The organism is Marinobacterium sp. xm-a-152 (genome assembly GCF_013282965.1).
In the GTDB taxonomy this organism is placed as follows: domain Bacteria; phylum Pseudomonadota; class Gammaproteobacteria; order Pseudomonadales; family Balneatricaceae; genus Marinobacterium_E.
The window spans coordinates 173,602-195,803 of record NZ_WBYI01000003.1; the positions used below are offsets into that span (position 1 = coordinate 173,602).

At 50.0% G+C, this 22,202-nt stretch carries 21 protein-coding genes; 14 read left to right on the top strand and 7 right to left on the bottom strand.

What is annotated here, in order from left to right:
• Positions 1 to 7: 7 nt before the first annotated feature.
• Positions 8 to 613, top strand: coding sequence for an SCP2 domain-containing protein (locus tag XMA152_RS03940; protein ID WP_173482773.1), 606 nt, complete (start codon positions 8 to 10; stop codon positions 611 to 613).
• Here XMA152_RS03940 and XMA152_RS03945 read toward each other — a convergent pair.
• The 3 genes from XMA152_RS03945 to XMA152_RS03955 all read right to left on the bottom strand — a co-directional run bounded on the left by XMA152_RS03945 (position 610) and on the right by XMA152_RS03955 (position 2,995).
• Positions 610 to 1,023, bottom strand: a complete 414-nt coding sequence (locus tag XMA152_RS03945; RefSeq protein WP_173480095.1) for a CopD family protein — start codon at positions 1,021 to 1,023, stop codon at positions 610 to 612. The two genes, XMA152_RS03940 and XMA152_RS03945, sit on opposite strands and share 4 nt — an antisense overlap.
• Positions 1,024 to 1,040: 17 nt before the next feature.
• A complete protein-coding gene (locus XMA152_RS03950) occupies positions 1,041 to 1,742 on the bottom strand; it encodes an SDR family NAD(P)-dependent oxidoreductase (protein ID WP_173482774.1) in 702 nt (233 codons plus the stop codon).
• Positions 1,743 to 1,807: 65 nt separating this feature from the next.
• Positions 1,808 to 2,995, bottom strand: a complete 1,188-nt coding sequence (locus tag XMA152_RS03955) for an MFS transporter (protein ID WP_173482775.1) — start codon at positions 2,993 to 2,995, stop codon at positions 1,808 to 1,810.
• A gap of 111 nt (positions 2,996 to 3,106) precedes the next feature.
• On the opposite strand from XMA152_RS03955, the gene XMA152_RS03960 reads away from it, so the two are divergent.
• From XMA152_RS03960 to XMA152_RS03970, 3 genes are all read left to right on the top strand, one after another.
• Positions 3,107 to 3,388 carry a pyrimidine/purine nucleoside phosphorylase gene (locus XMA152_RS03960; protein WP_173480092.1) on the top strand — a complete coding sequence of 94 codons (282 nt, stop codon included), beginning with the start codon at positions 3,107 to 3,109 and terminating at the stop codon, positions 3,386 to 3,388.
• Positions 3,389 to 3,609: 221 nt separating this feature from the next.
• The gene (gene serA / locus XMA152_RS03965) at positions 3,610 to 4,842 is read left to right on the top strand and encodes a phosphoglycerate dehydrogenase (RefSeq protein ID WP_173482776.1); all 1,233 of its coding nucleotides are present in this window, start codon (positions 3,610 to 3,612) and stop codon (positions 4,840 to 4,842) included.
• A gap of 127 nt (positions 4,843 to 4,969) precedes the next feature.
• Positions 4,970 to 5,545 (top strand): cysteine dioxygenase, encoded by a 576-nt coding sequence (locus XMA152_RS03970; RefSeq protein ID WP_173482777.1) that lies wholly within the window; start codon positions 4,970 to 4,972, stop codon positions 5,543 to 5,545.
• 6 nt (positions 5,546 to 5,551) lie between these two features.
• Here the strand turns inward: XMA152_RS03970 and XMA152_RS03975 are convergent, their stop codons facing one another.
• Entirely contained in the window at positions 5,552 to 6,487 is a 936-nt protein-coding gene (locus XMA152_RS03975; RefSeq protein WP_173482778.1) for an AraC family transcriptional regulator, read from the bottom strand.
• Positions 6,488 to 6,638: 151 nt separating this feature from the next.
• Here XMA152_RS03975 and XMA152_RS03980 point away from each other — a divergent pair, with 151 nt between their 5' ends.
• The 7 genes from XMA152_RS03980 (at position 6,639) to XMA152_RS04010 (ending at position 16,588) form a co-directional block, all read left to right on the top strand.
• Positions 6,639 to 8,132, top strand: a complete 1,494-nt coding sequence (locus tag XMA152_RS03980) for a CoA-acylating methylmalonate-semialdehyde dehydrogenase (protein ID WP_173482779.1) — start codon at positions 6,639 to 6,641, stop codon at positions 8,130 to 8,132.
• Positions 8,133 to 8,174: 42 nt separating this feature from the next.
• Positions 8,175 to 9,332: an acyl-CoA dehydrogenase family protein gene (locus XMA152_RS03985; protein ID WP_173482780.1), complete on the top strand. Its 1,158-nt coding sequence runs from the start codon at positions 8,175 to 8,177 to the stop codon at positions 9,330 to 9,332.
• 10 nt (positions 9,333 to 9,342) lie between these two features.
• Positions 9,343 to 10,119: an enoyl-CoA hydratase gene (locus XMA152_RS03990; RefSeq protein WP_173482781.1), complete on the top strand. Its 777-nt coding sequence runs from the start codon at positions 9,343 to 9,345 to the stop codon at positions 10,117 to 10,119.
• A 9-nt stretch (positions 10,120 to 10,128) separates the two neighbouring features.
• A complete protein-coding gene (locus XMA152_RS03995; RefSeq protein ID WP_173482782.1) occupies positions 10,129 to 11,226 on the top strand; it encodes an enoyl-CoA hydratase/isomerase family protein in 1,098 nt (365 codons plus the stop codon).
• A 50-nt stretch (positions 11,227 to 11,276) separates the two neighbouring features.
• Positions 11,277 to 12,167, top strand: coding sequence for a 3-hydroxyisobutyrate dehydrogenase (mmsB, locus tag XMA152_RS04000; protein ID WP_173482783.1), 891 nt, complete (start codon positions 11,277 to 11,279; stop codon positions 12,165 to 12,167).
• 60 nt (positions 12,168 to 12,227) lie between these two features.
• Entirely contained in the window at positions 12,228 to 14,114 is a 1,887-nt protein-coding gene (locus XMA152_RS04005; protein WP_173482784.1) for a propionyl-CoA synthetase, read from the top strand.
• Positions 14,115 to 14,422: 308 nt separating this feature from the next.
• Complete coding sequence (locus XMA152_RS04010; protein WP_173482785.1) at positions 14,423 to 16,588, top strand: malate synthase G; 2,166 nt, start codon at positions 14,423 to 14,425, stop codon at positions 16,586 to 16,588.
• Positions 16,589 to 16,631: 43 nt separating this feature from the next.
• On the opposite strand, the gene XMA152_RS04015 is transcribed toward XMA152_RS04010, so the two are convergent.
• Positions 16,632 to 17,303 carry a 2OG-Fe(II) oxygenase gene (locus XMA152_RS04015; protein ID WP_217361966.1) on the bottom strand — a complete coding sequence of 224 codons (672 nt, stop codon included), beginning with the start codon at positions 17,301 to 17,303 and terminating at the stop codon, positions 16,632 to 16,634.
• Positions 17,304 to 17,379: 76 nt separating this feature from the next.
• Here XMA152_RS04015 and XMA152_RS04020 point away from each other — a divergent pair, with 76 nt between their 5' ends.
• Together XMA152_RS04020 and dbpA are read left to right on the top strand one after the other, a co-directional pair.
• Entirely contained in the window at positions 17,380 to 18,222 is an 843-nt protein-coding gene (locus XMA152_RS04020; RefSeq protein ID WP_173482786.1) for an NAD-dependent protein deacetylase, read from the top strand.
• A 51-nt stretch (positions 18,223 to 18,273) separates the two neighbouring features.
• Positions 18,274 to 19,659 (top strand): ATP-dependent RNA helicase DbpA, encoded by a 1,386-nt coding sequence (dbpA, locus tag XMA152_RS04025; protein WP_173482787.1) that lies wholly within the window; start codon positions 18,274 to 18,276, stop codon positions 19,657 to 19,659.
• Here the strand turns inward: dbpA and XMA152_RS04030 are convergent.
• Complete coding sequence (locus tag XMA152_RS04030) at positions 19,656 to 20,639, bottom strand: serine/threonine protein kinase (protein ID WP_173482788.1); 984 nt, start codon at positions 20,637 to 20,639, stop codon at positions 19,656 to 19,658. The genes dbpA and XMA152_RS04030 overlap by 4 nt on opposite strands.
• 96 nt (positions 20,640 to 20,735) lie before the next feature.
• Here XMA152_RS04030 and XMA152_RS04035 point away from each other — a divergent pair, with 96 nt between their 5' ends.
• The gene (locus tag XMA152_RS04035) at positions 20,736 to 21,065 is read left to right on the top strand and encodes a hypothetical protein (RefSeq protein WP_173480085.1); all 330 of its coding nucleotides are present in this window, start codon (positions 20,736 to 20,738) and stop codon (positions 21,063 to 21,065) included.
• Between the two features lie 47 nt (positions 21,066 to 21,112).
• Here the strand turns inward: XMA152_RS04035 and fba are convergent, their stop codons facing one another.
• Positions 21,113 to 22,177, bottom strand: a complete 1,065-nt coding sequence (fba, locus tag XMA152_RS04040) for a class II fructose-bisphosphate aldolase (RefSeq protein WP_173480084.1) — start codon at positions 22,175 to 22,177, stop codon at positions 21,113 to 21,115.
• Positions 22,178 to 22,202 lie beyond the last annotated feature (25 nt).

Sequence of the window (22,202 nt, forward strand, 5' to 3'; positions counted from 1 at the left end):
TAGGTTTATGAATCTGATCGATGCGACTCTGACAGGCTCCATTGAATCAGCGATAAACGCTTATCTATCCACTCGTCCTAGCGCTCGTAACACTCTAAACAAGCTTGCAGGTCAGAGTTTAGGAATCACACTACTGCCACAAGAGCTGAGGATCACACTGATTTTCAGCGATGATCAAGTCAGCGTCATGCGTGAATACGACGCCGAACCGACCACTCATTTAACCGGATCAGCCTCAGATTTGCTGAAGCTGCTGAATGACCCCAATAGTGTGATGTTCGGTCAAGGGGTTGAGGTTAAAGGCGATTCCGCTCTGCTACAACGCCTCTCTCACGCGTTCGATAACCCAACCCTCGACTGGGAAGATTGGTTAGCTGAACAGATCGGTGATCTACCGGCCGCTATGATCATGAAGCCGATTAATCAGTCTCTAGAGTGGGCAAATAGCAGTCGTCAAACACTGACAACGACCGCTAAAGAGTATCTCCAAGAGGAGATCAACCTATTGCCAACGCGCGTCGAGTTTGAGGGATTTATTGACGACGCTCGCCAACTCAAACAAAAAGCTGAGCTGCTAGAGCGCCGTTTAAAGGCTTTGTTGAAAGACTCTTAAAACGGCTTCACAACAACAAAGATGAGAATCGGTACGAATATGAGCAGCGGTAATTCATTGAAGAGTCGAAAGTAGCGTCCACTCTGAGTCAGCTCGTCTCGCTTTAATCTCTGCAAGTAAGAGCGACACCAGAAGTGGAAACCGATCAAAAAGCCGACAAACAACAATTTTGCGTGCATCCAGCCACCACTAAAGCCATACCCCAACCATAACCAGAGCCCTAAGCCGAGTGTAAATATCGCCATTATGGTCATGAAACCATAGAGTTTTGACGCCATAATCGACAAACGCGCAACATCTTGACCCGCTGCCTTACCCTCAACATAGTGCACAAATATGCGTGGAAGATAGAAAATACCAGCCATCCAACTCGTCATCGCCAGAATGTGAAACATCTTAATCCAAAGCATAAAAACTCCTTAATGGCTTACCAGGGGATTGAAGAGCCATCCCAAGCTAAAAATTGACCACTATGCCCCCCGCGGGCGCTCTCCATAACATCCAACAGTGCACTGGCAGCAAAGGTGGTAGTGAAGAGTTTACCTTCCGGCACTCTTGCCTGAAAGGGCCTAGAGAGCTCTGTATCAGTTGTGCCTGGATGTAGCGCCAACAGCTGAACCTTAGGGTGCGTTCTTGCAAGCTCAATACTGAGCGTTTTGATCAACATATTCAGTGCCGCTTTCGACGCTCGATAACCATACCAGCCACCCAATTGGTTATCAGAAATGCTGCCAACTCTCGCTGAAAGAAATGCGATCTGCAGTTCGGACTGTCGAGGAATCAGTCGCATCAGTTTAGCCAAGAAAGCCATAGGGCCGAGGGCATTGACCTGCATAACTTGAGTCATCCAATCAAGATCCATTTCGCGCAGAGACTTCTCCGGACGTTGGGTCTCATTGTGAAGCAGACCTTGAGAAAAAATGATTCTAGCGGGATTAAATTCAAGCGCTTTCAACTGATCGATACAGGGCTGAAAGGTACTAGCATCGGTTAAATCTAAGACTAACGGTTCGTCACCCGCTGAAGATCGGGTAGTTTGAAGCACTCGGGTTTCAGGGTGGCGAACAGCGGACTGTTCAGCAAACGCCTGACCAATACCGCCACTGCCAATTATTAAAAGATCTGCCATGGTGCACCCAAAAATAAAAGGTACGCGCTAAGTAGCGTTCTGGATGCAAACAGTCCGCAGGTTCACTAACCCGCAACTGCCTGACGCTTTCTCTCTAAGCGAAGAGAGTAGCTAAAGGTGAGAACTAAAACGATCAAAGAGCCTAAAATCACACCCGGCCAGTGCCAGATCGACCAGAAGGGCTGGAGATAGAAGCTACCCAAACTCGCGCCTAGATAGTAAAAGAGCAGATAGAGTGAAGAGGCGCTCGCTTTGGCGTGTGTTGCCTGCTTACTGACCCAACTACTGGCGGTAGAGTGGCTAAAGAAGAAGCCAAAGCTATTAATTAAGAAACCGATAATGATCATTGGAAGCGATTCAAACAGCGTGACACAACTACCCAACGCTAAAATGGCAATGCCTAACGCCATCGCTCTAGGCTGAGAGAGGTAGTCTGACACTTTGCCTGAGATGGCTGAACCAAAGGTGCCCGTCAGATAGGTTAAGAACAGCATGCCTAATAGACTAGCAGGCAAGTTGTAGGGTTCATCCGCTAAAACGAAGGTAATGTAGCTGTACTGATTAATGAAGATAAAGAAGTTGAGGCCACCAATCAGATAAGCGCTCAGCAGCATCGGATTGGAGAGATGATCTCCCATTGATCGTAACATCGGTCCAACTCTCAAAGGCCTAGATTCAAATCGTTTCGATGCTGGCAGCAGATAGACAAAGGTCACCACACAGGCCAGGCTAATCATCGCCATCACCAAAAAGGCGCCTTGCCAACCTAGGGATTCACCCACGAAACCACCAATTAAACGTCCGCCAATTCCTCCAAGAGTATTACCACCAATATAGAGGCCAACCGCCAATGAGAGTGCGCGGGGAGTAAATTCATCGTTCATATAGGCGATGGCAATGGCAGGCAATCCACCCAACAGAAGCCCTTGAGCGGCACGTAAAACGAGCAGCTGGTTGTAACCCTCGACCTGACTCAACGCAAAACCGCAGCCCATCACGCCAGCCAAGGTCAAAATCATGATGCCACGCCGCCCTAGAGAGTCCGACAGTGCACCGTAGAACAACAAGGAGAGACCCAAGGTCAGCGTTGTAATGGTAAAGGTCCAACTTGCCTCTAGTGCCGAGACCTGGAACTCTTCGGCTAGAGTCGGAAGAAGTGGCTGAGTGATGTAAACATTGGCAAAAATCATGAATGACCCCAAACAGAGGGCCAGAGTGGCGCGCCAATATTCGCGACTGTTCGCTTCAATCATGGTTTATCTGCAATCCTTGCAATGAATGGGCGAAGCCTACTCCTTTAGATCGGTAGTGACAAACCCTGCAACTCTGAATACTATTTGCGTTCAATTTTTTAGGAGACACCCATGCTGTCAGTTAACTCTTACTTTGATGACAATGTTAAATCGATCGGCTTCGAATCAGCTGACGGTCCTGTGACCTCTGGTGTTATGGCACCGGGTGAATATACGTTCGGCACTAGCCAGAATGAAGTAATGAAAGTGGTACATGGTGAACTGGTTGTTCGCCTACCTGAAGCGACTGAGTTCCAAAGCTTCCCAGCTGGCAGTCAGTTCAATGTTCCCGCTAACAGCTCATTTGATGTCAAAGTAGCCACAGCAACCGCTTACCTTTGCTACTACAGCTAAGCAACATTTTTAAAAGGCCCTCTTCTTACAGAGGGCTTTTTTATTCCTAAAGCGTTCACCCAGAAGACAATAGCGCCCTTTAATAAAAATAATTCAGCTTAACCTGAGAATATTTCGCTCACTACGATTGTATAAAAGCCGACCAATCGCCCCTTTGTGCTATAATCGCGCCCCTAAATTTTTAAGCCCTAGTGGTTAAACCTCAGAATCGAGTGGCAAAAATGAGCAAAGAGACGTCTCTAGAAAAAGGCAAAATCAAAATTCTTCTATTGGAAGGTGTGCACCAATCAGCCGTTGATACATTGAACGCGCAAGGCTACACCAACATTGAGTTCCACACGGGCTCACTTCCAGAAGAGGAGTTACTAGAACGCATCGCTGATGCTCATTTCGTTGGCATTCGCTCGCGCACTCAGCTAACTGAAAAAGTGTTTGAAGCGGCTGAAAAATTGGTTGCGGTAGGCTGTTTCTGTATCGGTACCAACCAAGTTGATCTTCAAGCAGCGACAGAACGCGGTGTCGCTGTATTCAACGCACCTTACTCAAACACGCGCTCTGTCGCTGAACTGGTTCTTGCTGAAACCATCATGCTGATGCGTGGTGTGCCAGAGAAGAACGCGGTTGCTCACCGTGGCGGCTGGCAGAAAACGGCTAAAAATAGCTACGAAGTGCGTGGGAAGAAGCTGGGGATTATTGGTTACGGCAGCATCGGTTCTCAGCTGAGTGTGATGGCTGAAGGTTTGGGAATGGATGTCTACTTCTATGACGTCATCACTAAGCTACCACTTGGTAACGCGAAACAGGTAGGCACACTGCATGAACTTTTGGGTATGTGTGATGTTGTTTCACTTCACGTACCCGAGACGGCGGCTACTCAGAACATGATGGGCCCTATTCAGTTTGAAGCGATGAAGCAGGGCTCGATCCTAATCAACGCGGCTCGCGGCACTGTCGTTGATATTGATGCGCTATGCGAAACGCTTGAGAGCGGCAAACTGCTGGGTGCTGCAATTGACGTATTCCCAGTTGAACCACGTTCAAATGATGATGAGTTCATCAGCCCACTGCGCCAGTTCGACAACGTCATCCTGACGCCACACGTCGGTGGTTCGACAATGGAAGCGCAGATGAACATCGGCTATGAAGTGGCAGAAAAGCTCGTTAAATACTCTGACAACGGTTCATCAATTACCTCTGTTAACTTCCCAGAAGTAGCACTTCCTGGCCACAACAATGCACACCGCCTACTTCACGTGCACAAAAACGTGCCTGGCGTGCTGTCGAAAATCAACAACATCTTCTCTGAAAATGACATCAACATTGTGGGTCAGTACCTTCAGACCAACGAGAAAGTTGGCTACGTTGTAATCGATGTTGACGCTGATAGCTCAAAAATTGCTATTGAAAAACTCTCTGAGATTGACGGCACAATTCGCTGTCGCCGACTCTTTTAAGTCGGTTCAACAGAGTGACGAAAGCCCAGCCTTGCTGGGCTTTTTCAGTTTTAGGGGCTCGATGAGCCCCTTTTTTTTATCGCTGCGAGCGTTTACATTGGACACAACATAATAAAAAGGAACCGTGATGAATCGCCAAATAGTAGCCGGAAAAATGGGGCGCTTTGTAGAAAAGATGAATGATCTGTTGTTACTCAAACCCGATGAGGAGCAGATGCTTGATCATGCCAGTATCTACCTTGGTAAGCTGGTGGAGGAGGATGACTGGCTCCCCGAGAGCTGCACGATTCCAAACCCAGAGCACTATCAGCAGTATCTTCTTTATCGCGACCCAGAAGAGCGCTTCAGTGTCGTGAGTTTTGTCTGGGGTCCGGGACAAAAGACGCCCGTTCATGACCATACTGTCTGGGGTCTAATCGGCATGTTACGCGGCGGCGAAGTAGAACAACGTTTTGAAATAGCGGATGGCAAGGTGATACCGGGCGAAATCCATGAGTTAAAACCAGGTGATGTCGGTCTTGTATCACCCACCATTGGCGATGTCCATCAGGTCGCCAACGCTTCACAGGATGAAGTTTCAATCAGTGTGCACGTCTATGGTGCCGATATCGGTAAGGTGAGTCGCCATGTATATACCGAAGCCGGCGAAACGAAAACATTCATCTCGGGCTACACCAATAACGAATTGCCCGACCTATATTAATACCCTTCAAAGAGGTGGTATGCGCGCCTGGCTTAGCACATAGGAAAACCCCTGAGTACGAGAAAGTCGGTACTGGCTGGGCGACACCCCCATCTGTTTTCTGAACAGACGCGAGAAATAGTAAGCATCCTCATACCCCACTGCATAGGCGACCTCTTTGATCTCGTTTGTGGTGGTATCTAAGAGGTGACAGGCGCGCTCTATCTTCAGCTGGATAAAACGGTTAATCGGTGTGGTACCTGTCATTTCTCGGTAGCGCTTAACAAAGTGGTATTTTGACAGATTCACACTCGCTGCCAGGGTATCCAAATCCAACCTCTCATGCACATGCGCCTGCATCAGCGAGTGGATCTGATCAAGGCGCCAGCCATCGCGGGTCTCTTTAGCAGCTTTGAGCGGTCGCAACACAGTAATATGTGTCAGGATCTGGCGTAATTGGTTCGCAGCAAACAAATGCGTATTCATATCTTGAGCTGAGCTTCGCGCCTCCAGCAGCGTTTCGAAATCCACTACCAGTTGCGATTGAACGCCAATTGACTCCAGGAAGTACCCGAGATCTTCTTGCTCGCCAATCGCGTGTTCAAAAAACGCCAACGCCAGCTCTCCGTGGAAATGAACCCAGTATATGGTCCAGGGCTGAGTGTCATCCGAATGATAAGCATGGGAGATTCCCTGTGGTACCAAAAGCAGATCGCCTGCGTTAATAGGCGTGTCTGAGTCTCCAACACGAAAACGTCCCTGCCCCTCTATACAGTAAATCAGCAGAAAATCGTCATGCTCTTCTCGCAGCATGCTATGGCCCTGAGCCTTGCGGTAATAGCCCATAGCCAGCGGGTAGAGACCGCGACTCAATGCGGACTCACCGAGCCCCTCGACAATACGCCGCGGGATCATGTAACGGATACTTTCAGGCGGCAGGGGCCAGTTTGAGGGCCGACTCATCTAACAACTCTAATACGAATGACTTACTAAAAACCACAAGATAGTCCATTAATAGAGCAATATTGTCAATCCGCAGAGAGCTATCTGGCTGGTAAAAATAGAACTACAGATTGATTACAACATTCGATAACAAAAAGAACAGGACTATCTCATGACTCAACGCGTACCGCTTTTTATCAATGGCGAAATGATCCAGAGCCGTTCAGACAACTTTATCTCGGTAACCGATCCAGCCACCCAGAATGTAATTGCTGAAGTGCCTTGCGCGACTCACGATGAGGTCGAAGACGCAATCAGCGCAGCGATGACCGCTTTTGAAACCTGGAAAGAGACACCGGTCGGTGAACGAGCTCGATTGATGCTGCGCTACCAAGCACTGCTAAAAGAGCATCATGACGAGATCGCCACACTACTATCCAGCGAGACTGGAAAAACCTTCGAGGATGCAAAAGGTGATGTATGGCGAGGCATTGAAGTGGTTGAGCATGCCTGCAACATTGCCTCACTGTCGATGGGCGAAACGGTCGAGAATGTTGCACGCAAAATCGACTGCTACAGCATCACCCAGCCCTTGGGCGTTTGCGTAGGTATCACTCCGTTCAACTTTCCCGCGATGATCCCACTCTGGATGTTCCCGATGGCAATCACCTGCGGTAACACCTTCGTATTGAAGCCCTCAGAGCAGGATCCTCTGACCCCCATGCGACTTGCAGAATTGTTCCAGGAAGCAGGTGCTCCAGCCGGGTTGCTTCAAGTGGTTCACGGCACAAAGGAGGTGGTCGATCAGCTACTGACCCATAAAGATACTCCAGCGATATCTTTTGTTGGATCGGTAGCGGTTGGGGAGCATATCTATCGTACCGGGACTGAGCATCTTAAGCGGGTTCAGGCATTTGCGGGTGCTAAAAACCATATGGTCATCATGCCCGATGCCTCTAAAAATCAGGTAATTAACAATCTGGTAGGAGCTTCAGTAGGAGCCGGCGGTCAGCGATGCATGGCGATCTCAGTGGCCGTATTCGTCGGACAGGCAAAAGAGTGGATCCCAGAACTTCGCGAAGCGATGATGAAGGTTCGCCCTGGCACTTGGAATGATCCTGATGCGGGTTATGGACCGCTTATCAATCCAGGTGCGCGCCAGAGAGTGCTTGATTTTATCCAGCAGGGTAAGGATGCCGGTGCAGACTGTATCCTCGATGGGAGTGACTGTACCGTCGAAGGATTCCCAGATGGAAACTGGGTAGGTCCAACCCTTTTCCGAAACGTAACTACAGAGATGTCGATCTATCAAGAGGAGATTTTCGGACCGGTGCTCTGCGCGATTGAGGTCGATTCAATTGATGATGCCATCGAGATGATCAACGCAAACCCTTACGGCAATGGTACCTCTATCTTTACCGCCTCTGGAGCAGCTGCTCGCAAATACCAGCATGAAATCAAAGTGGGTCAGGTCGGCATCAACGTTCCGGTCCCTGTGCCGCTACCAATGTTCTCTTTCACTGGTTGGCGTAAGTCCTTCTACGGGGATCAGCATGCGTATGGTAAGCAGGCTGTTAAGTTCTATACCGAGACAAAGACCGTCACTGCGCGCTGGTTTGAAGATGATATCGACACTGGGGTTAATACCACGATTCAGCTAAAGTAATGGGTCAAATCACAGAATAATAACGATAAAGAGGACGAATTGATGGATTTTGAATTAAATGAAGATCAGATCGCCTTTGCTGATCTTGCACGCAACTTTGCTAAGAAAGAGTTTGAGCCCAATGCCGCTCACTGGGACGAAGAGCAAATATTTCCGGTCGAAGCGCTAAAAAAAGCGGGCGAGCTGGGTCTCTGTGGCCTATATGCACCCGATGATATTGGGGGACTGGGTCTTAGCCGCCTTGATGCCAGCATCATATTTGAAGAGCTGGCGATGGGCTGCACCTCTACCACCGCGTTTCTGACCATTCATAATATGGTCGCCTGGATGATCGCGAAGTTTGGGAATGCAGAGACCCGCGAGCACTGGTGTCCGGGACTGACAGCTGGTGATATCTTTGGATCCTACTGCCTGACAGAACCCAATGCGGGTTCTGATGCGGGTTCGCTTAAAACCAGCGCCAAGCGCGAGGGCGATGACTACCTAATCAACGGCAGCAAAATCTTTATCTCCGGTGCCGGTGCAACGGATGTCCTAATTGTTATGGCGAGAACTGGGGAAGCTGGTCCAAAAGGGATCTCAGCCTTTGCCGTCGATGCCAAAACTAATGGGATCAGTTACGGGCGCAAAGAACAGAAGATGGGCTGGAACTCGCAACCCACTCGAATGATTACTTTTGAGGATGTTCGGGTTCCTGCTTCTGCAATGCTCGGCAACGAGGGCGATGGCTTTAAAATAGCGATGAAAGGTCTGGATGGCGGGCGTATCAATATCGGCGCCTGCTCGATCGGCACCGCTCAGGCCGCTCTGCAGAGAGCAAGAGACTACCTGCTTGAACGCAGCCAGTTTGGTAAAACACTGAGCAACTTTCAGGCGCTTCAGTTTAAGCTTGCCGACATGACAACCCAGTTGGTCGCAGCTCGCCAAATGATCCGCATGGCGGCTAGCCGTTTGGATACTGAACACCCCGACCGTACCACTTACTGCGCGATGGCCAAGCAGTTTGCGACCGACGCAGGTTACACCGTTACAGACGAAGCGCTTCAGATCTTCGGGGGCAATGGCTATATCAAGGAGTACCCGATGGAGCGATACCTGCGTGACAACCGGGTCCACCGTATTCTTGAAGGCACCAACGAAATTATGCGTCTGATTATTGCGCGCCGCGCACTGATGCAGGATACCAGCGAGCTGTTATAAGGAAATTAAGATGTCTGACGCACTTATACTCGAAAAACAGGGCCACACAGCCATAATCACCATGAACAATCCGCCGGCCAACACCTGGACGGTGGAAAGCCTCAAGCTTTTGAGCGAAACAGTGGATCAACTCAACGCTGATAGAGAGATCTTCGCATTGGTTTTGCGCTCTGATAGTGAAAAATTCTTTTGCGCGGGCGCCGATCTAAACCTGTTTGCAGATGGCGACCGATCAATGGCAAGGGATATGGCACGCGGCTTTGGTGAGGCTTTCGAAGCACTTTCCAACTTCCGCGGTGTCTCAATTGCAGCGGTCAACGGCTTTGCAATGGGCGGTGGGCTTGAGGTTGCACTCGCCTGCGATATCCGTGTTGCTGAAGAGCAAGCTCAGATGGCTCTTCCCGAAGCAAAAGTTGGTCTACTCCCTTGTGCGGGCGGCACTCAAAACCTGACCATGCTGGTTGGCGAGGGATGGGCAAAGCGGTTGATTATCCTCGGCGAACGCATTAAAGCACCCAAAGCGCATGAGATTGGACTCGTAGAGGAGCTTGTGGCAACCGGCCAGTCGTTCAAACGTGCACTAGAACTCGCAAGACAGGCTGAACAACAAAGTCCTATGTCAATCGCCGCGTGTAAGCAGCTGATTCAGAACAACCGCACTCAACACTGGGAAGCTGGCTATCGCTTAGAGCGTGAACTCTTCGTTGACCTGTTCTTCACAGAAGATCAGCGCGAGGGGGTCAATGCATTCCTTGAGAAACGTGCTCCCGAATGGAAAAACAGCTAAGGACTATCGATGAGTAGCGTACTTTTTACCGAACACCCAACCAAGGACGGGCATAAGATTCTAGAGGTTTCGCTCAATGCTAAGCGTTCACTGAATGCTTTAACTCTGGAGATGATCGAGCTAATCGAACCGCGTCTCGAGAGTGCTGCAAATGACAAACAGATAAAAGCGGTGATTCTGACCAGTGCGGGTGAGAAAGCCTTTTGCGCAGGGGGCGATGTGGTCAACCTGTATAAGTCGATTACCTCTGGTGAGAACGCAAATTTTCCACTCGACTACTTTACAGCAGAGTATCGACTCGACTACACCATCCACACTTTCCCCAAACCGATTATCTGCTGGGGTAGCGGTATCGTGATGGGCGGTGGCATGGGGCTAATGAATGGCTGTAGTCACCGTGTGGTCACTCAGAGCTCACACATGGCGATGCCCGAAGTCACAATCGGGCTCTATCCGGATGTGGGCGGGTCTTTCTTCCTCAATCGAATGCCTGGCCGAACGGGATTGTTCCTCGGACTAACAGGCAACCCTATCTATGCCGCTGATGCGCTTTTTCTAGGGCTGGCTGACCGTTTTATCGACTCAGCAAAATATGATGAGCTAGTTTCGAGCCTTCAAGCCGCTGACTGGAACACTGATGCAGACGTCTGCGTAACTCGTGTTCTTCGTCGCTTAGAGCAGGCATCTCAGGCCAATTACCGGGATGAATCCCCTATTCAGGATCACTTCGACTTTATCCAAAAGATCACCGACCAGGATTCATTAGTGGATTTGATGGAGGCAATGAAAGTCCTTGTGAGTGATGATCCCTGGATTCAACGCTCTCAAAAAGCGATTACTCATGGCTCTCCACTGTCGGTTCATCTGATTGCAGAGCAGCTTAAACGCTCTCGTCACCTATCGCTAAAAGAGGTCTTTCTGGCGGAACTGGTGCTATCTGTACAGTGCTGCCGTCATCGCGAGTTCCCCGAAGGTGTTCGAGCGCTCCTCGTCGATAAAGACAGAAACCCAGACTGGACCTACAAATCGGTTGAAGAGGTTGAAGCCAGTTTTGTTAATAAGTTCTTTGAATCACCATGGGAAACTCACCCTTTGGCGGCAATCTAGAGAATAGAAACGGATCAAACTCCAAAAAATAAAGATAAAAAGGATAGATTATGGCAACAATAGGATTTATTGGGCTGGGCAACATGGGCGGCCCTATGGCGATCAACCTGGTTAAAGCTGGCCATAAGGTCAAAGTATTTGACCTCTCTGAAGAATCGATTGCACGGGTTGTCAGCGAAGGCGCACAGTCATCAACCTCAGCCGTGGACCTGGTAAAAGGCGCCGAGTTTGTAATCACGATGCTACCGGCCGGTAAGCATGTCGAAGGACTCTTTCTCACTGGTGATCAGCCGCTTTTTGATGAGGTCGAACCCAACGCGCTGATTATTGATAGCTCCACCATTGATGCTGAAACCGCTAGACGTGTCTCCGCGGCGGGTGCCAAGCGTGGTATTGAATTTATCGATGCCCCGGTATCTGGCGGTGTTGGAGCCGCGACGGCCGGCACGCTGGCATTTATGGTTGGGGGGAGCGAATCTCAGTTTGAGCGAGCCAAACCGATCTTAGAGGGGATGGGTAAAAACATCTTCCGCGCCGGTGATTCAGGTGCAGGGCAAATCGCCAAATGCTGCAACAACATGTTGCTGGCAATCCATATGGCCGGAACTGCAGAAGCACTGAATATGGGCGTGCGCAATGGTCTAGACCCAGCCGTACTCTCAGAAATTATGAAGCAGAGTTCAGGTAACAACTGGTCGTTACAGGTCTACAACCCCTACCCAGGAGTGATGCCAAATGTTCCCTCCTCTAATAGTTACCAGGGCGGTTTTCAGGTTGATCTGATGTTCAAAGATCTTGGACTGGCGATGGATGTCAGCCAACAGAGCACTTCCCCCACTCCCATGGGATCTGCAGCGCGTGCTCTGTTCTCGCAACACAAGAGCAACGGAAATGGCGGATTAGACTTCTCCAGCATCTTGAAGCTCTATCAAAATGAGTAACTGTTAAAAGGCGGCTTCAACAGCCAGAATCATAAAAAAATAACAATAAAGGATTACAAGATGAGATACGAAGATGAGTACCAGACTGCGCTGGACAATCCAGAAGCTTATTGGGCAGCGCAAGCAGACAGAATCGCTTGGTTTAAGAAGCCAGAGACGGTTCTTCATGAAACAGAATTTGGCACCTACAATTGGTACGCTGATGGTGAGCTAAACAGCTGTTATCTGGCACTAGACCGTCAGATTGAACAAGGGCGTGGCAATCAGGTTGCGCTCTACTATGATTCGCCCGTCAGCAACACCAAAGAAGCGATCACCTATCAGGATCTTCTCACCAGAGTTTCACGATTTGCCGGTGCACTTAAAGCCTGTGGTGTCAGCAAAGGTGATACCGTGCTGATCTACATGCCTATGATACCTGAAGCCGCCGTAGCAATGCTGGCGTGCGCACGACTCGGCGCAGTGCATTCAGTCGTCTTTGGTGGGTTTGCACCCAATGAGATGGCGATCCGTATTGATGATGCCAGCCCCAAAGTAATTTTAACCGCTTCGTGCGGTATTGAGTTTGATAAGCAGATCGCTTACAAACCATTGGTTGATCAGGCGATCGATCAGGCGACGCACAAACCCGCACACACCATCGTATGCCAACGACCAATGTTGCAAGCTGAACTGGATCAGGCCTGGGATCTCGACTGGTACGAGATTCAGCAAGAGGCGGAACCGGCAGATTGTGTAACGGTTAAGGGTTCAGACCCGCTCTATATTCTCTACACCTCTGGCACAACGGGACAGCCAAAAGGGATCGTGCGCGATAACGGAGGTCATGCGGTTGCACTGAGATATGCACTAAACAACGTCTACGGCATGGAAGCGGGCGATGTCTGGTGGGGCGCATCCGATATCGGCTGGGTTGTCGGACACTCTTTTATTGTTTACGGCCCCCTTATGGGCGGCTGCTCTGCAATATTCTTTGAGGGAAAACCGATCAAAACACCCGATGCGGGCACATTTTGGCGCGTAATTGATGAGTATCGCGTTAATTCAATGTTTTGTGCACCGACAGCTTTTCGAGCAATACGCAAGGAAGACCCGAAGGCAGATTTATCGAAACAGTATGATCTTAGCAGCCTGAAATGGGTGTTTGTCGCCGGTGAGAAATTGGACTCATCCACCTATTCATGGCTATCAGAGCTGCTTAAGGTTCCGGTGATTGATCACTGGTGGCAAACCGAAACCGGCTGGCCAATGACTGCACCGATGATGGGCTGGGAAAACCCTTCTGAGGTCCGACTGGGCTCGACCAACAAACCGATTCCGGGCTATAACATTATGGTACTAGATGATGCGGGCATTCCGGTCGAGGCCGAATCAACCGGGAATATCTGTGTCAGCCTGCCGATGCCACCGGGTGTTGCCTGGAGTATCTGGAACAACAATGACCGCTACCGGACCTCCTATCTCGAAGCATTCCCAGGTTACTATCATACGGGCGATGGCGGATTTAAAGACTCCGAAGGGTATATCTACATCACAGGGCGTACTGACGATGTAATTAATGTTTCTGGACACCGTCTCTCGACCGGTGAGATGGAGGAGGTTCTCTCTGGACACTCTGCAGTGGCCGAGTGCGCTGTAATCGGCGTTAATGACGATTTAAGAGGACAACTTCCGCTAGGATTGGTTGTACTGAAAGCAGGAGAGAGTATTGCTGAAGAGACGCTGGTCGAGGAGTTAACTGCAATGGTGCGCGACCAGGTCGGAGCAGTAGCTTGTTTCCGTCAGGCACTGATTGTTCAGCGACTTCCAAAAACTCGTTCAGGTAAGGTGCTGCGTGCTGTGCTGAGGAAGATTGCAGCGAATGAGAGCTATACAATGCCCTCGACAATCGATGATCCGGCCATACTCACCGAGATAGATCAGAACCTGAGATCAGCAGGCTTCTGAAAAGCTCAAACACAGGGGAGTGCGTCAAGCGCACCCTCCTTTAAAATCCCTTTATTGTGAAAAGTCCCCGATAAAGAACGTTGGCTTTGTCAGCAGTGTAAAAAGCCCAGCCTTGCTGGGCTTTTTTATTTCCAATTCCACACTATGAAATAACGACTAATTTTCCACAGTATGAAATAGAACATTTCACACTTGAGACTAAAGGTGGGTTACATATATATGGCAGTCGTTTAATGTTGCATAGCACAATTTGAAACCGCGACCCTTCGGCGACACAGAGCCGGCCAACGCGAAACTCAGGAGTAATTATGATTCAACGTACCGAAGTAAATGGCCTACAGGTCGCAACAGAACTCTACACCTTCGTTAACGAAGAAGTCCTTCCAGGCACAGGCGTCAGCACTGATGCTTTTTGGAGCTCATTTGCATCAATTATTCATGACTTAGCGCCTCGTAACCGCGAATTACTCGCTAAGCGTGACCAGATCCAAGAGCAGATGGATGAGTGGTACCGCGCACATCAAGGCGGTTACGACTTTGCTGAATACAAGGCCTTCCTAAAAGAGATCGGTTACCTGGTTGAAGAGGGTCCTGATTTTAAGATTACAACCTCTAACGTCGATCCTGAAATGGCGACCATGGCCGGCCCACAGCTCGTGGTTCCTGTTATGAATGCTCGTTTTGCATTGAACGCAGCTAACGCACGTTGGGGCAGCCTTTACGATGCACTGTACGGTACGGATGCGATCTCGACTGATGGCGGTGCAGAGATTACGAAAGCTTACAACCCAGCACGTGGTGCAAAAGTCATCGCTTTTGGTCGAGACTTCCTAAATGAATCGGCACCCCTTGCTTCAGGCTCACATGCTGATGTGACCGCTTACACCATTGTGGATGGCGCACTGGTTGCCACCATTGATGGCAACGCCGTTGCACTGGCAAACCCTGAGCAGTTTGTCGGCTACAAAGGTGATACAGCAGCACCAGAATCCATCCTACTGATCAACAACGGTTTGCATTTTGAAATCCAGATCGACGCTTCTCACCAGATCGGTTCAGAGGACAAAGCTGGCGTTAAAGACATTGTGATGGAGTCGGCTCTAACGACCATCATGGACTGTGAAGACTCTGTTGCAGCAGTTGATGCCGAAGATAAAACTCTGGTTTACCGCAACTGGTTAGGTCTTATCAAAGGCACACTGAGCGAAACGATCGAAAAAGGTGGTCAATCATTCACTCGTACTGTAAACGGCGATCGTGAATACACCAGCAAAGATGGTCAGCCAATGGCACTTAAAGGTCGATCTTTGATGTTCGTTCGTAACGTTGGCCACCTAATGACCAACAACGCAATCATCGATAAAGATGGCAACGAAGTGCCTGAAGGCATCATGGATGGCATGATCACTTCAACCATCTCTATCCACGACGTGAAGCACAACGGTAAGTTCAACAACACTGTGACTGGATCTATCTACATCGTTAAACCGAAGATGCATGGTCCTGAAGAGGTTGCTTTCACAAACGAGCTTATGGGCCGTGTTGAGCAGGCTCTGGGACTTGAAGAGAACACAATCAAAGTCGGCATCATGGACGAAGAGCGTCGCACAACGATCAACTTGAAAGAGTGTATCCGTGCAGCGAGCTCACGTGTTGTGTTTATCAACACAGGTTTCCTTGATCGCACCGGCGACGAGATCCACACCTCGATGGAAGCAGGCCCAATGATTCGCAAAGGCGATATGAAAGCAGCTTCTTGGATTGCGGCTTACGAAAATTGGAACGTGGATATCGGTCTTGCATGCGGTCTAAGCGGCAAAGCACAGATCGGTAAGGGCATGTGGGCGATGCCAGATCAGATGGCCAACATGCTGGATCAGAAGATCGGTCACCCGATGTCTGGTGCAAACACTGCATGGGTTCCTTCACCAACAGGCGCTACACTACACGCCCTTCACTACCACAAGGTTGATGTGTTCGGCCGCCAGGAAGAGTTGGCGAAGCGTGAGCGCGCTTCTCTAGACGATATCCTAACCATCCCTGTAGAGCGCAACCCACAGTGGAGTGCTGAAGAGATCCAGGCAGAGCTGGATAACAACGCACAGGGTATCCTTGGCTACGTTGTTCGTTGGGTTGATTCAGGTATCGGTTGTTCGAAAGTACCAGACATCAATGATGTTGGTCTAATGGAAGACCGCGCAACGCTGCGTATCTCATCACAGCACATCGCTAACTGGATCCGTCATGGCATCTGCACAGAAGCACAAGCGATGGAGACTCTAAAGCGTATGGCCGCTGTTGTAGATCGCCAAAATGCGAACGATCCAACTTACACACCACTGTGTGACGACATCGACAACAACATCGCATTCAAAGCGGCGTGTGACCTAGTTATCGATGGCTGCAAACAGCCAAACGGCTACACAGAGCCAGCACTACACGCACGTCGTCTAGAGCTGAAAGCTGCTCGCTAATAGACAGCACTGCAAAAAAAACGGGCCACCATGGCCCGTTTTTTTATCTTGGCGGATCGACACGATCTAAGGTTGATCCATTTACTCGGTACCAGCCAGCTATGGAGTAACGATCTCGGTTTGCGGGGAGCACTTCGTGAGGGAACTCTTCACTTAAAAACAGAACAACCGTACCCATCAGCGGTGTGACTTTAAGTCCTTCGGTGTCGGCATCGTTTTGATAAAGCACCAGCTCGCCACCATCCTCTGGTCCCCAGTTTGGGTTTAGGTAGACGACCATCGACAGCACTCTGTTACGCTGATCTCGGAACGCATCGTAGTGGCGCTTATAAAAGTCACCGGCAGAGTAGTGTGCCAAATGGCTCTCAAACGAAAATAGGCCTAAAAATAGACGACGATTCAAATAACTTTGTAAACGATTCGCCCAGGCCAACCAACGGGCGCCTATGGGGGTTTCGCCGGTAAACCAACAGATACGATCTGTGCGCACAAATTCATTCTGCATGTGTTGATTTTGACGGCCAATACCCGCAACAGTGAACTCAGTTTCATCCAGGCCGTATAACTGTTCGCAGATATCTTGTCCGAGCTCTACCGGCAGTGACGCGGGGCAGATCGCATAGCCTTGGCTTTGAAGGTTGTTCGCGATCTGTTCAAATAGAACCTCTTCATCGGCATAGGATTGCAATTCGGTCAGGGGCTGAGCAGGCATCATAGGTATGAACTCAAAAAGATAAGAGATGCATTTCATTCCTAAATCGAGGAATAAGCAAGCTTTTAGAGAGCAATTAATGACAAGATTTAACCCTCAGAGCCAACAGCTGGCCGACTTTATAGAGCGTCACCCTAGACTGTTAGTATTAACGGGTGCCGGCATCAGTACCGGCTCAGGGATACCCGCTTATCGAGACGCTAAGGGTAACTGGCAATCACCGCCTCCGGTACAGCATGGTCAATTCATTACTCAGTTGGCGGTGCGTCAACGCTATTGGGGACGTAGCTTAGCGGGTTGGCATACCATGCGTGATGCCCAACCCAGTAACGCACATAAAATATTAGCCGCGCTTGAAAAGCGAAACCGTATTGAATTACTGGTGACACAAAACGTCGACCGTTTGCATCAAAAGGCGGGGAGCCAGAACGTTGTCGACCTGCATGGCCGTGCAGACATCGTGGCCTGCATTGATTGTGACTATGAAATTACCCGTGATGAGATGCATCAGTGGTGTCGGCGTGAAAACCCAGACTTTAATGCCCCGCACTCAGCGCCAAGGCCCGATGGTGATGCTGATTTTGAAGCCGATTTTAGCCACTTCAAGGTTCCCAACTGCCCTGATTGTGGCGGCGTAATGAAGGCGCGCGTTGTCTATTTCGGTGATAACGTCCCGAAAGAGACCGTATTTAGTGCGATTAATGCACTGGAGCGATCAGATGCCCTGCTCTGTATTGGTACGTCGCTGCAGGTTTTCTCTGGATTCCGCTTTAATCGCCATGCGCAGCAACATCAGATTCCACAAGCGGCGCTGACGCAAGGGGTGACTCGTGCCGATGAGATGCTAGATCTCAAGATCGATGCTGAGATTAATCACACCCTTGAAGAGGTCGCTAGCCAGCTTGGAATAGATTGGCGCTAGTTGATATCAGCTCTGGTATACTTCGCGCACTATCAAGTTGAAGGCATACCCGTGAGCAAATCTAAATCGTTCAAATCCCTCCCTCTTTCTGAAGGCCAGTTAAACAATTTGGCTTCGATCGGCTACGAGTCGATGACCGAGATCCAAGCTGAAAGTCTGCCTTACAGCCTTGAGGGTACCGATCTGCTTGCACAAGCGGCCACCGGCAGCGGTAAGACATTGGCCTTTGGTCTGCCACTGGTGGAGCGCTTAGAGCCTAAACGTTTCTGCATTCAGGCGTTAGTGCTATGCCCAACACGCGAATTGGCCGGCCAGGTCGCCGATGAGCTTCGCAAGCTCGCGCGTCACCCGGGTAATATCAAGATTTTATCGCTCTGCGGTGGCCAACCTATCGGCCCGCAGATCGGCTCACTCGAGCACGGAGCACACATCATCGTCGGCACACCGGGCCGAATCGTTGATCACCTGCGCAAACGTACTCTCGATCTATCACAAGTCTCAACACTGGTGTTTGATGAAGCGGATCGTATGCTCGATATGGGTTTCCAAGATGACCTAGATCGTATCCTTGGCCAAATGCCGAAAGATCGCCAGACACTTCTGTTTTCGGCTACCTACCCTGAGAACATCCAAGCACTGAGTAAAGAGTATCAGCGCAACCCTAAAGAGGTGCGCATCGCTGCCAAAGATCCCGATATCAGCACGATTAAGCATCGTGCCTACCAGTGCGATCGAACTCAAATGGGGCAAGGCACTTTGGCGGTATTGACGTCCGTAATGCCGGAATCCGCCATCATCTTCTGTAATACCAAAGAGAGCTGTAACCAGTTAGGGCAAGAGCTACGCTCTTACGGTCTAAAAGCGGGCGTGTTACATGGTGACATGGAACAACGTGATCGTGATCAGGTACTGATTCGCTTCAGTAACGGCACGTTAAGATTTTTGATCGCCACGGATGTTGCCGCACGTGGTTTGGATATCGACTCGGTTGATCTGGTACTCAATGCCAGCCTGCCCGGTGATTCGGCTGTCTACACACACCGCTGTGGCCGAACGGGCCGTGCTGGTCGTAAGGGCCAAGCTATCTCTCTGGTCGGCGCTAAAGATGGGTTCCGTTTAGAGAAGATCAATACAGCAGTTGGTTTGTCACTGGAAGCGAAACCGATGCCCCGCGCGCAGATTAACAATGTGATTAAGCTGCAATCGAACCTGCGCACCATTTCAATCTCAATGGGCCGCAAGAACAAGATTCGCCCCGGAGACATTGTCGGTGCACTCACCGCAACAAAAGAGATCAAAGGCGATCAGATCGGCAACATTACCGTTCAAGACTTTAATAGCTACGTAGCCGTGCCAAGAACACTGGCTGATCGCGCTGTTGAGATCCTGCGCCAGCGTCCTCTTAAAGGTAAGCCAGCACGAGCTCGTAAGATCTAAAGCAGTTTCAGTACCGGTTCATCGAGTGCTGAAAGCTGTACTTTAAGATCAAGCAGATGCTCTCCCCAGTAGCGCTCTGTGTTAAACCATGGGAAGGCTTTGGGGAAAGCGGGGTCATCCCAACGTTTTGCGATCCAAGCAGCGTGGTTCATCATTCTGAGTGTTCTAAGTGGCTCTACAAGGTTGAGCTCGCGAGGATTGAACTCAAAGAACTCTTCATAGCCGGCAATCACTTCACTCAGTTGCATCTCCATCTGATGGCGCTCGCCCGTCAAAAGCATCCAGATATCCTGAATAGCGGGAGCCATACGCGCGTCATCGAAATCCACGAAGTGCGGTCGATCATCACGCCAAAGTACATTGCCACTGTGACAATCGCCGTGCACGCGTATGGCTTTTAGGTCTGAATAGTCTGAAAAACGCTGCTCTACCCTATCGAGCACCTCTTGTGAGATCGACTTATAGGCTGCACGAAGACTCTGTGGAATATGTTCAGACAGTAACAACTCTCGACTCTGCCAACCGTAGCTATCGACATCTAAAGAGGGTCTATCTACAAACGGCTTAGCTGCGCCAACAGCGTGTATTTGGCCGAGGGCCACACCCAGCTGATAAAGGTGTTCAGGATCATCCAGTTCAGGTGCCCTTCCTCCTCGTCGTGGAAAGAGGGTGAAACGAAACTGATCAAAGTTGAGCAGGCTCTCCCCTTCGCTGTTTTTAATGGGTGCTACGACAGAGATATCGGCATCAGCCAGCTCAAAACAGAAATCATGCTCCTCTTGGATTTGCGCATCACTCCATCGGTTCGGGCGGTAGAACTTAGTAATCAGGGGTTCAGCTTGATCGATGCCAACTTGATAGACGCGGTTTTCGTAACTGTTTAACTCAAGGATACGGAAATCACTCAGCCACCCCTGAGACTCAACCGCATCGATGACACGATCAGGCGTCATTGAGTAGAAGGGGGTTTTGCTGTCCATCTTATGGCTCCATCGTTCGGTTATGACGGTATTCTATCATTGCGCCAATCGATTCAGCGTGATGAAACGTAACTATATTCAATTAAGGATCAGATCATGCGCAGAACAACCGATTATCAGCTCAACATAACCGAGGGGACAGGCTGGCCAGAGACCCCTTTCGTCGTCTACTCTTCAACGATCAATGGCAACTCTGATCTACTGGAGTTACTGGGTGAACACCTGCGCAAGATGGGACTGCAGCGAGAGTGGCAATCCCTTCAGATCGTCGATCATCATACCCACCAACAGGGCCTACAAACGCTACACAGTTTTGAAGTGAACTATGAGCAGCTAGAAGCGGGACAGATGGAGTATTTCAGTGCGGTCATCTGGTACGACATCACCGAGCCCTGGAGTAAGTTGCATACAGAATCCATACACTAGAGACAAAAAAGGAGGCCTAAGCCTCCTTGATATCCAGTGAACTTGGATTAATTCACTTTTGCGTCCAGTTCACCTGAGAGGTAACGCTCTGTCATATCTTCAAGGTTGATCGCTTTGATCTTGCTAGCATTGCCCGCCGCACCAAAAGCATCGTAACGCGCGTAAGCGATATCAGACATCGCTGTAATCGTTTTCGCTAGATACTTACGTGGGTCAAATTCAGCGGTATTTTCAGCCAAGAACTTACGCACAGCACCGGTCGACGCTAGACGAAGATCGGTGTCGATGTTGACCTTGCGCACGCCGTGCTTGATACCATCAACCAACTGCTCAACCGGAACACCGTAAGTTTCAGGAATCTCACCACCAAACTGGTTGATCACCTCTAGCCACTCTTGTGGCACGGAAGATGAACCGTGCATAACAAGGTGAGTACCAGGAATACGTTCGTGAATCGCACGAATACGATCAACGGCAAGAATGTCTCCTGTTGGTGGGCGAGTAAACTTGTAAGCACCGTGTGAAGTACCCACTGCAATGGCAAGCGCATCGACCTGAGTCGCTTTCACAAACTGCGCAGCCTCTTCAGGGTCAGTCAGCATCTGATCGTGGCTAAGCTTACCGACTGCACCGATACCGTCCTCTTCACCAGCCTCACCCGTTTCTAGTGAGCCCAGACAGCCAAGCTCGCCCTCGACAGAGACACCACATGCGTGAGCCATCTCAACGGTACGACGAGTCACCTCAACGTTGTAGTCGTAGTCGGTCGGTGTCTTACCGTCTTCACCCAGTGAACCGTCCATCATGACCGATGAGAAGCCTAGTTGAATGGAGCGCTGACAGACTGCTGGGCTTGTGCCGTGATCTTGGTGCATACAGACAGGAATGTGTGGAAACTCCTCAATCGCTGCCAAGATCATGTGGCGAAGGAAGTTAGAGCCCGCGTACTTGCGCGCACCGGCAGAGGCTTGCACGATGACAGGGGCATCGGCACGATCAGCTGCTTCCATAATGGCGCGCATCTGCTCCAGGTTATTCACGTTGAACGCTGGAATGCCGTAGCCATACTCTGCTGCATGATCGAGCAGCTGTCGCATTGAAATAAGAGCCATTTTTTACCTATTTGCTATTAATCGT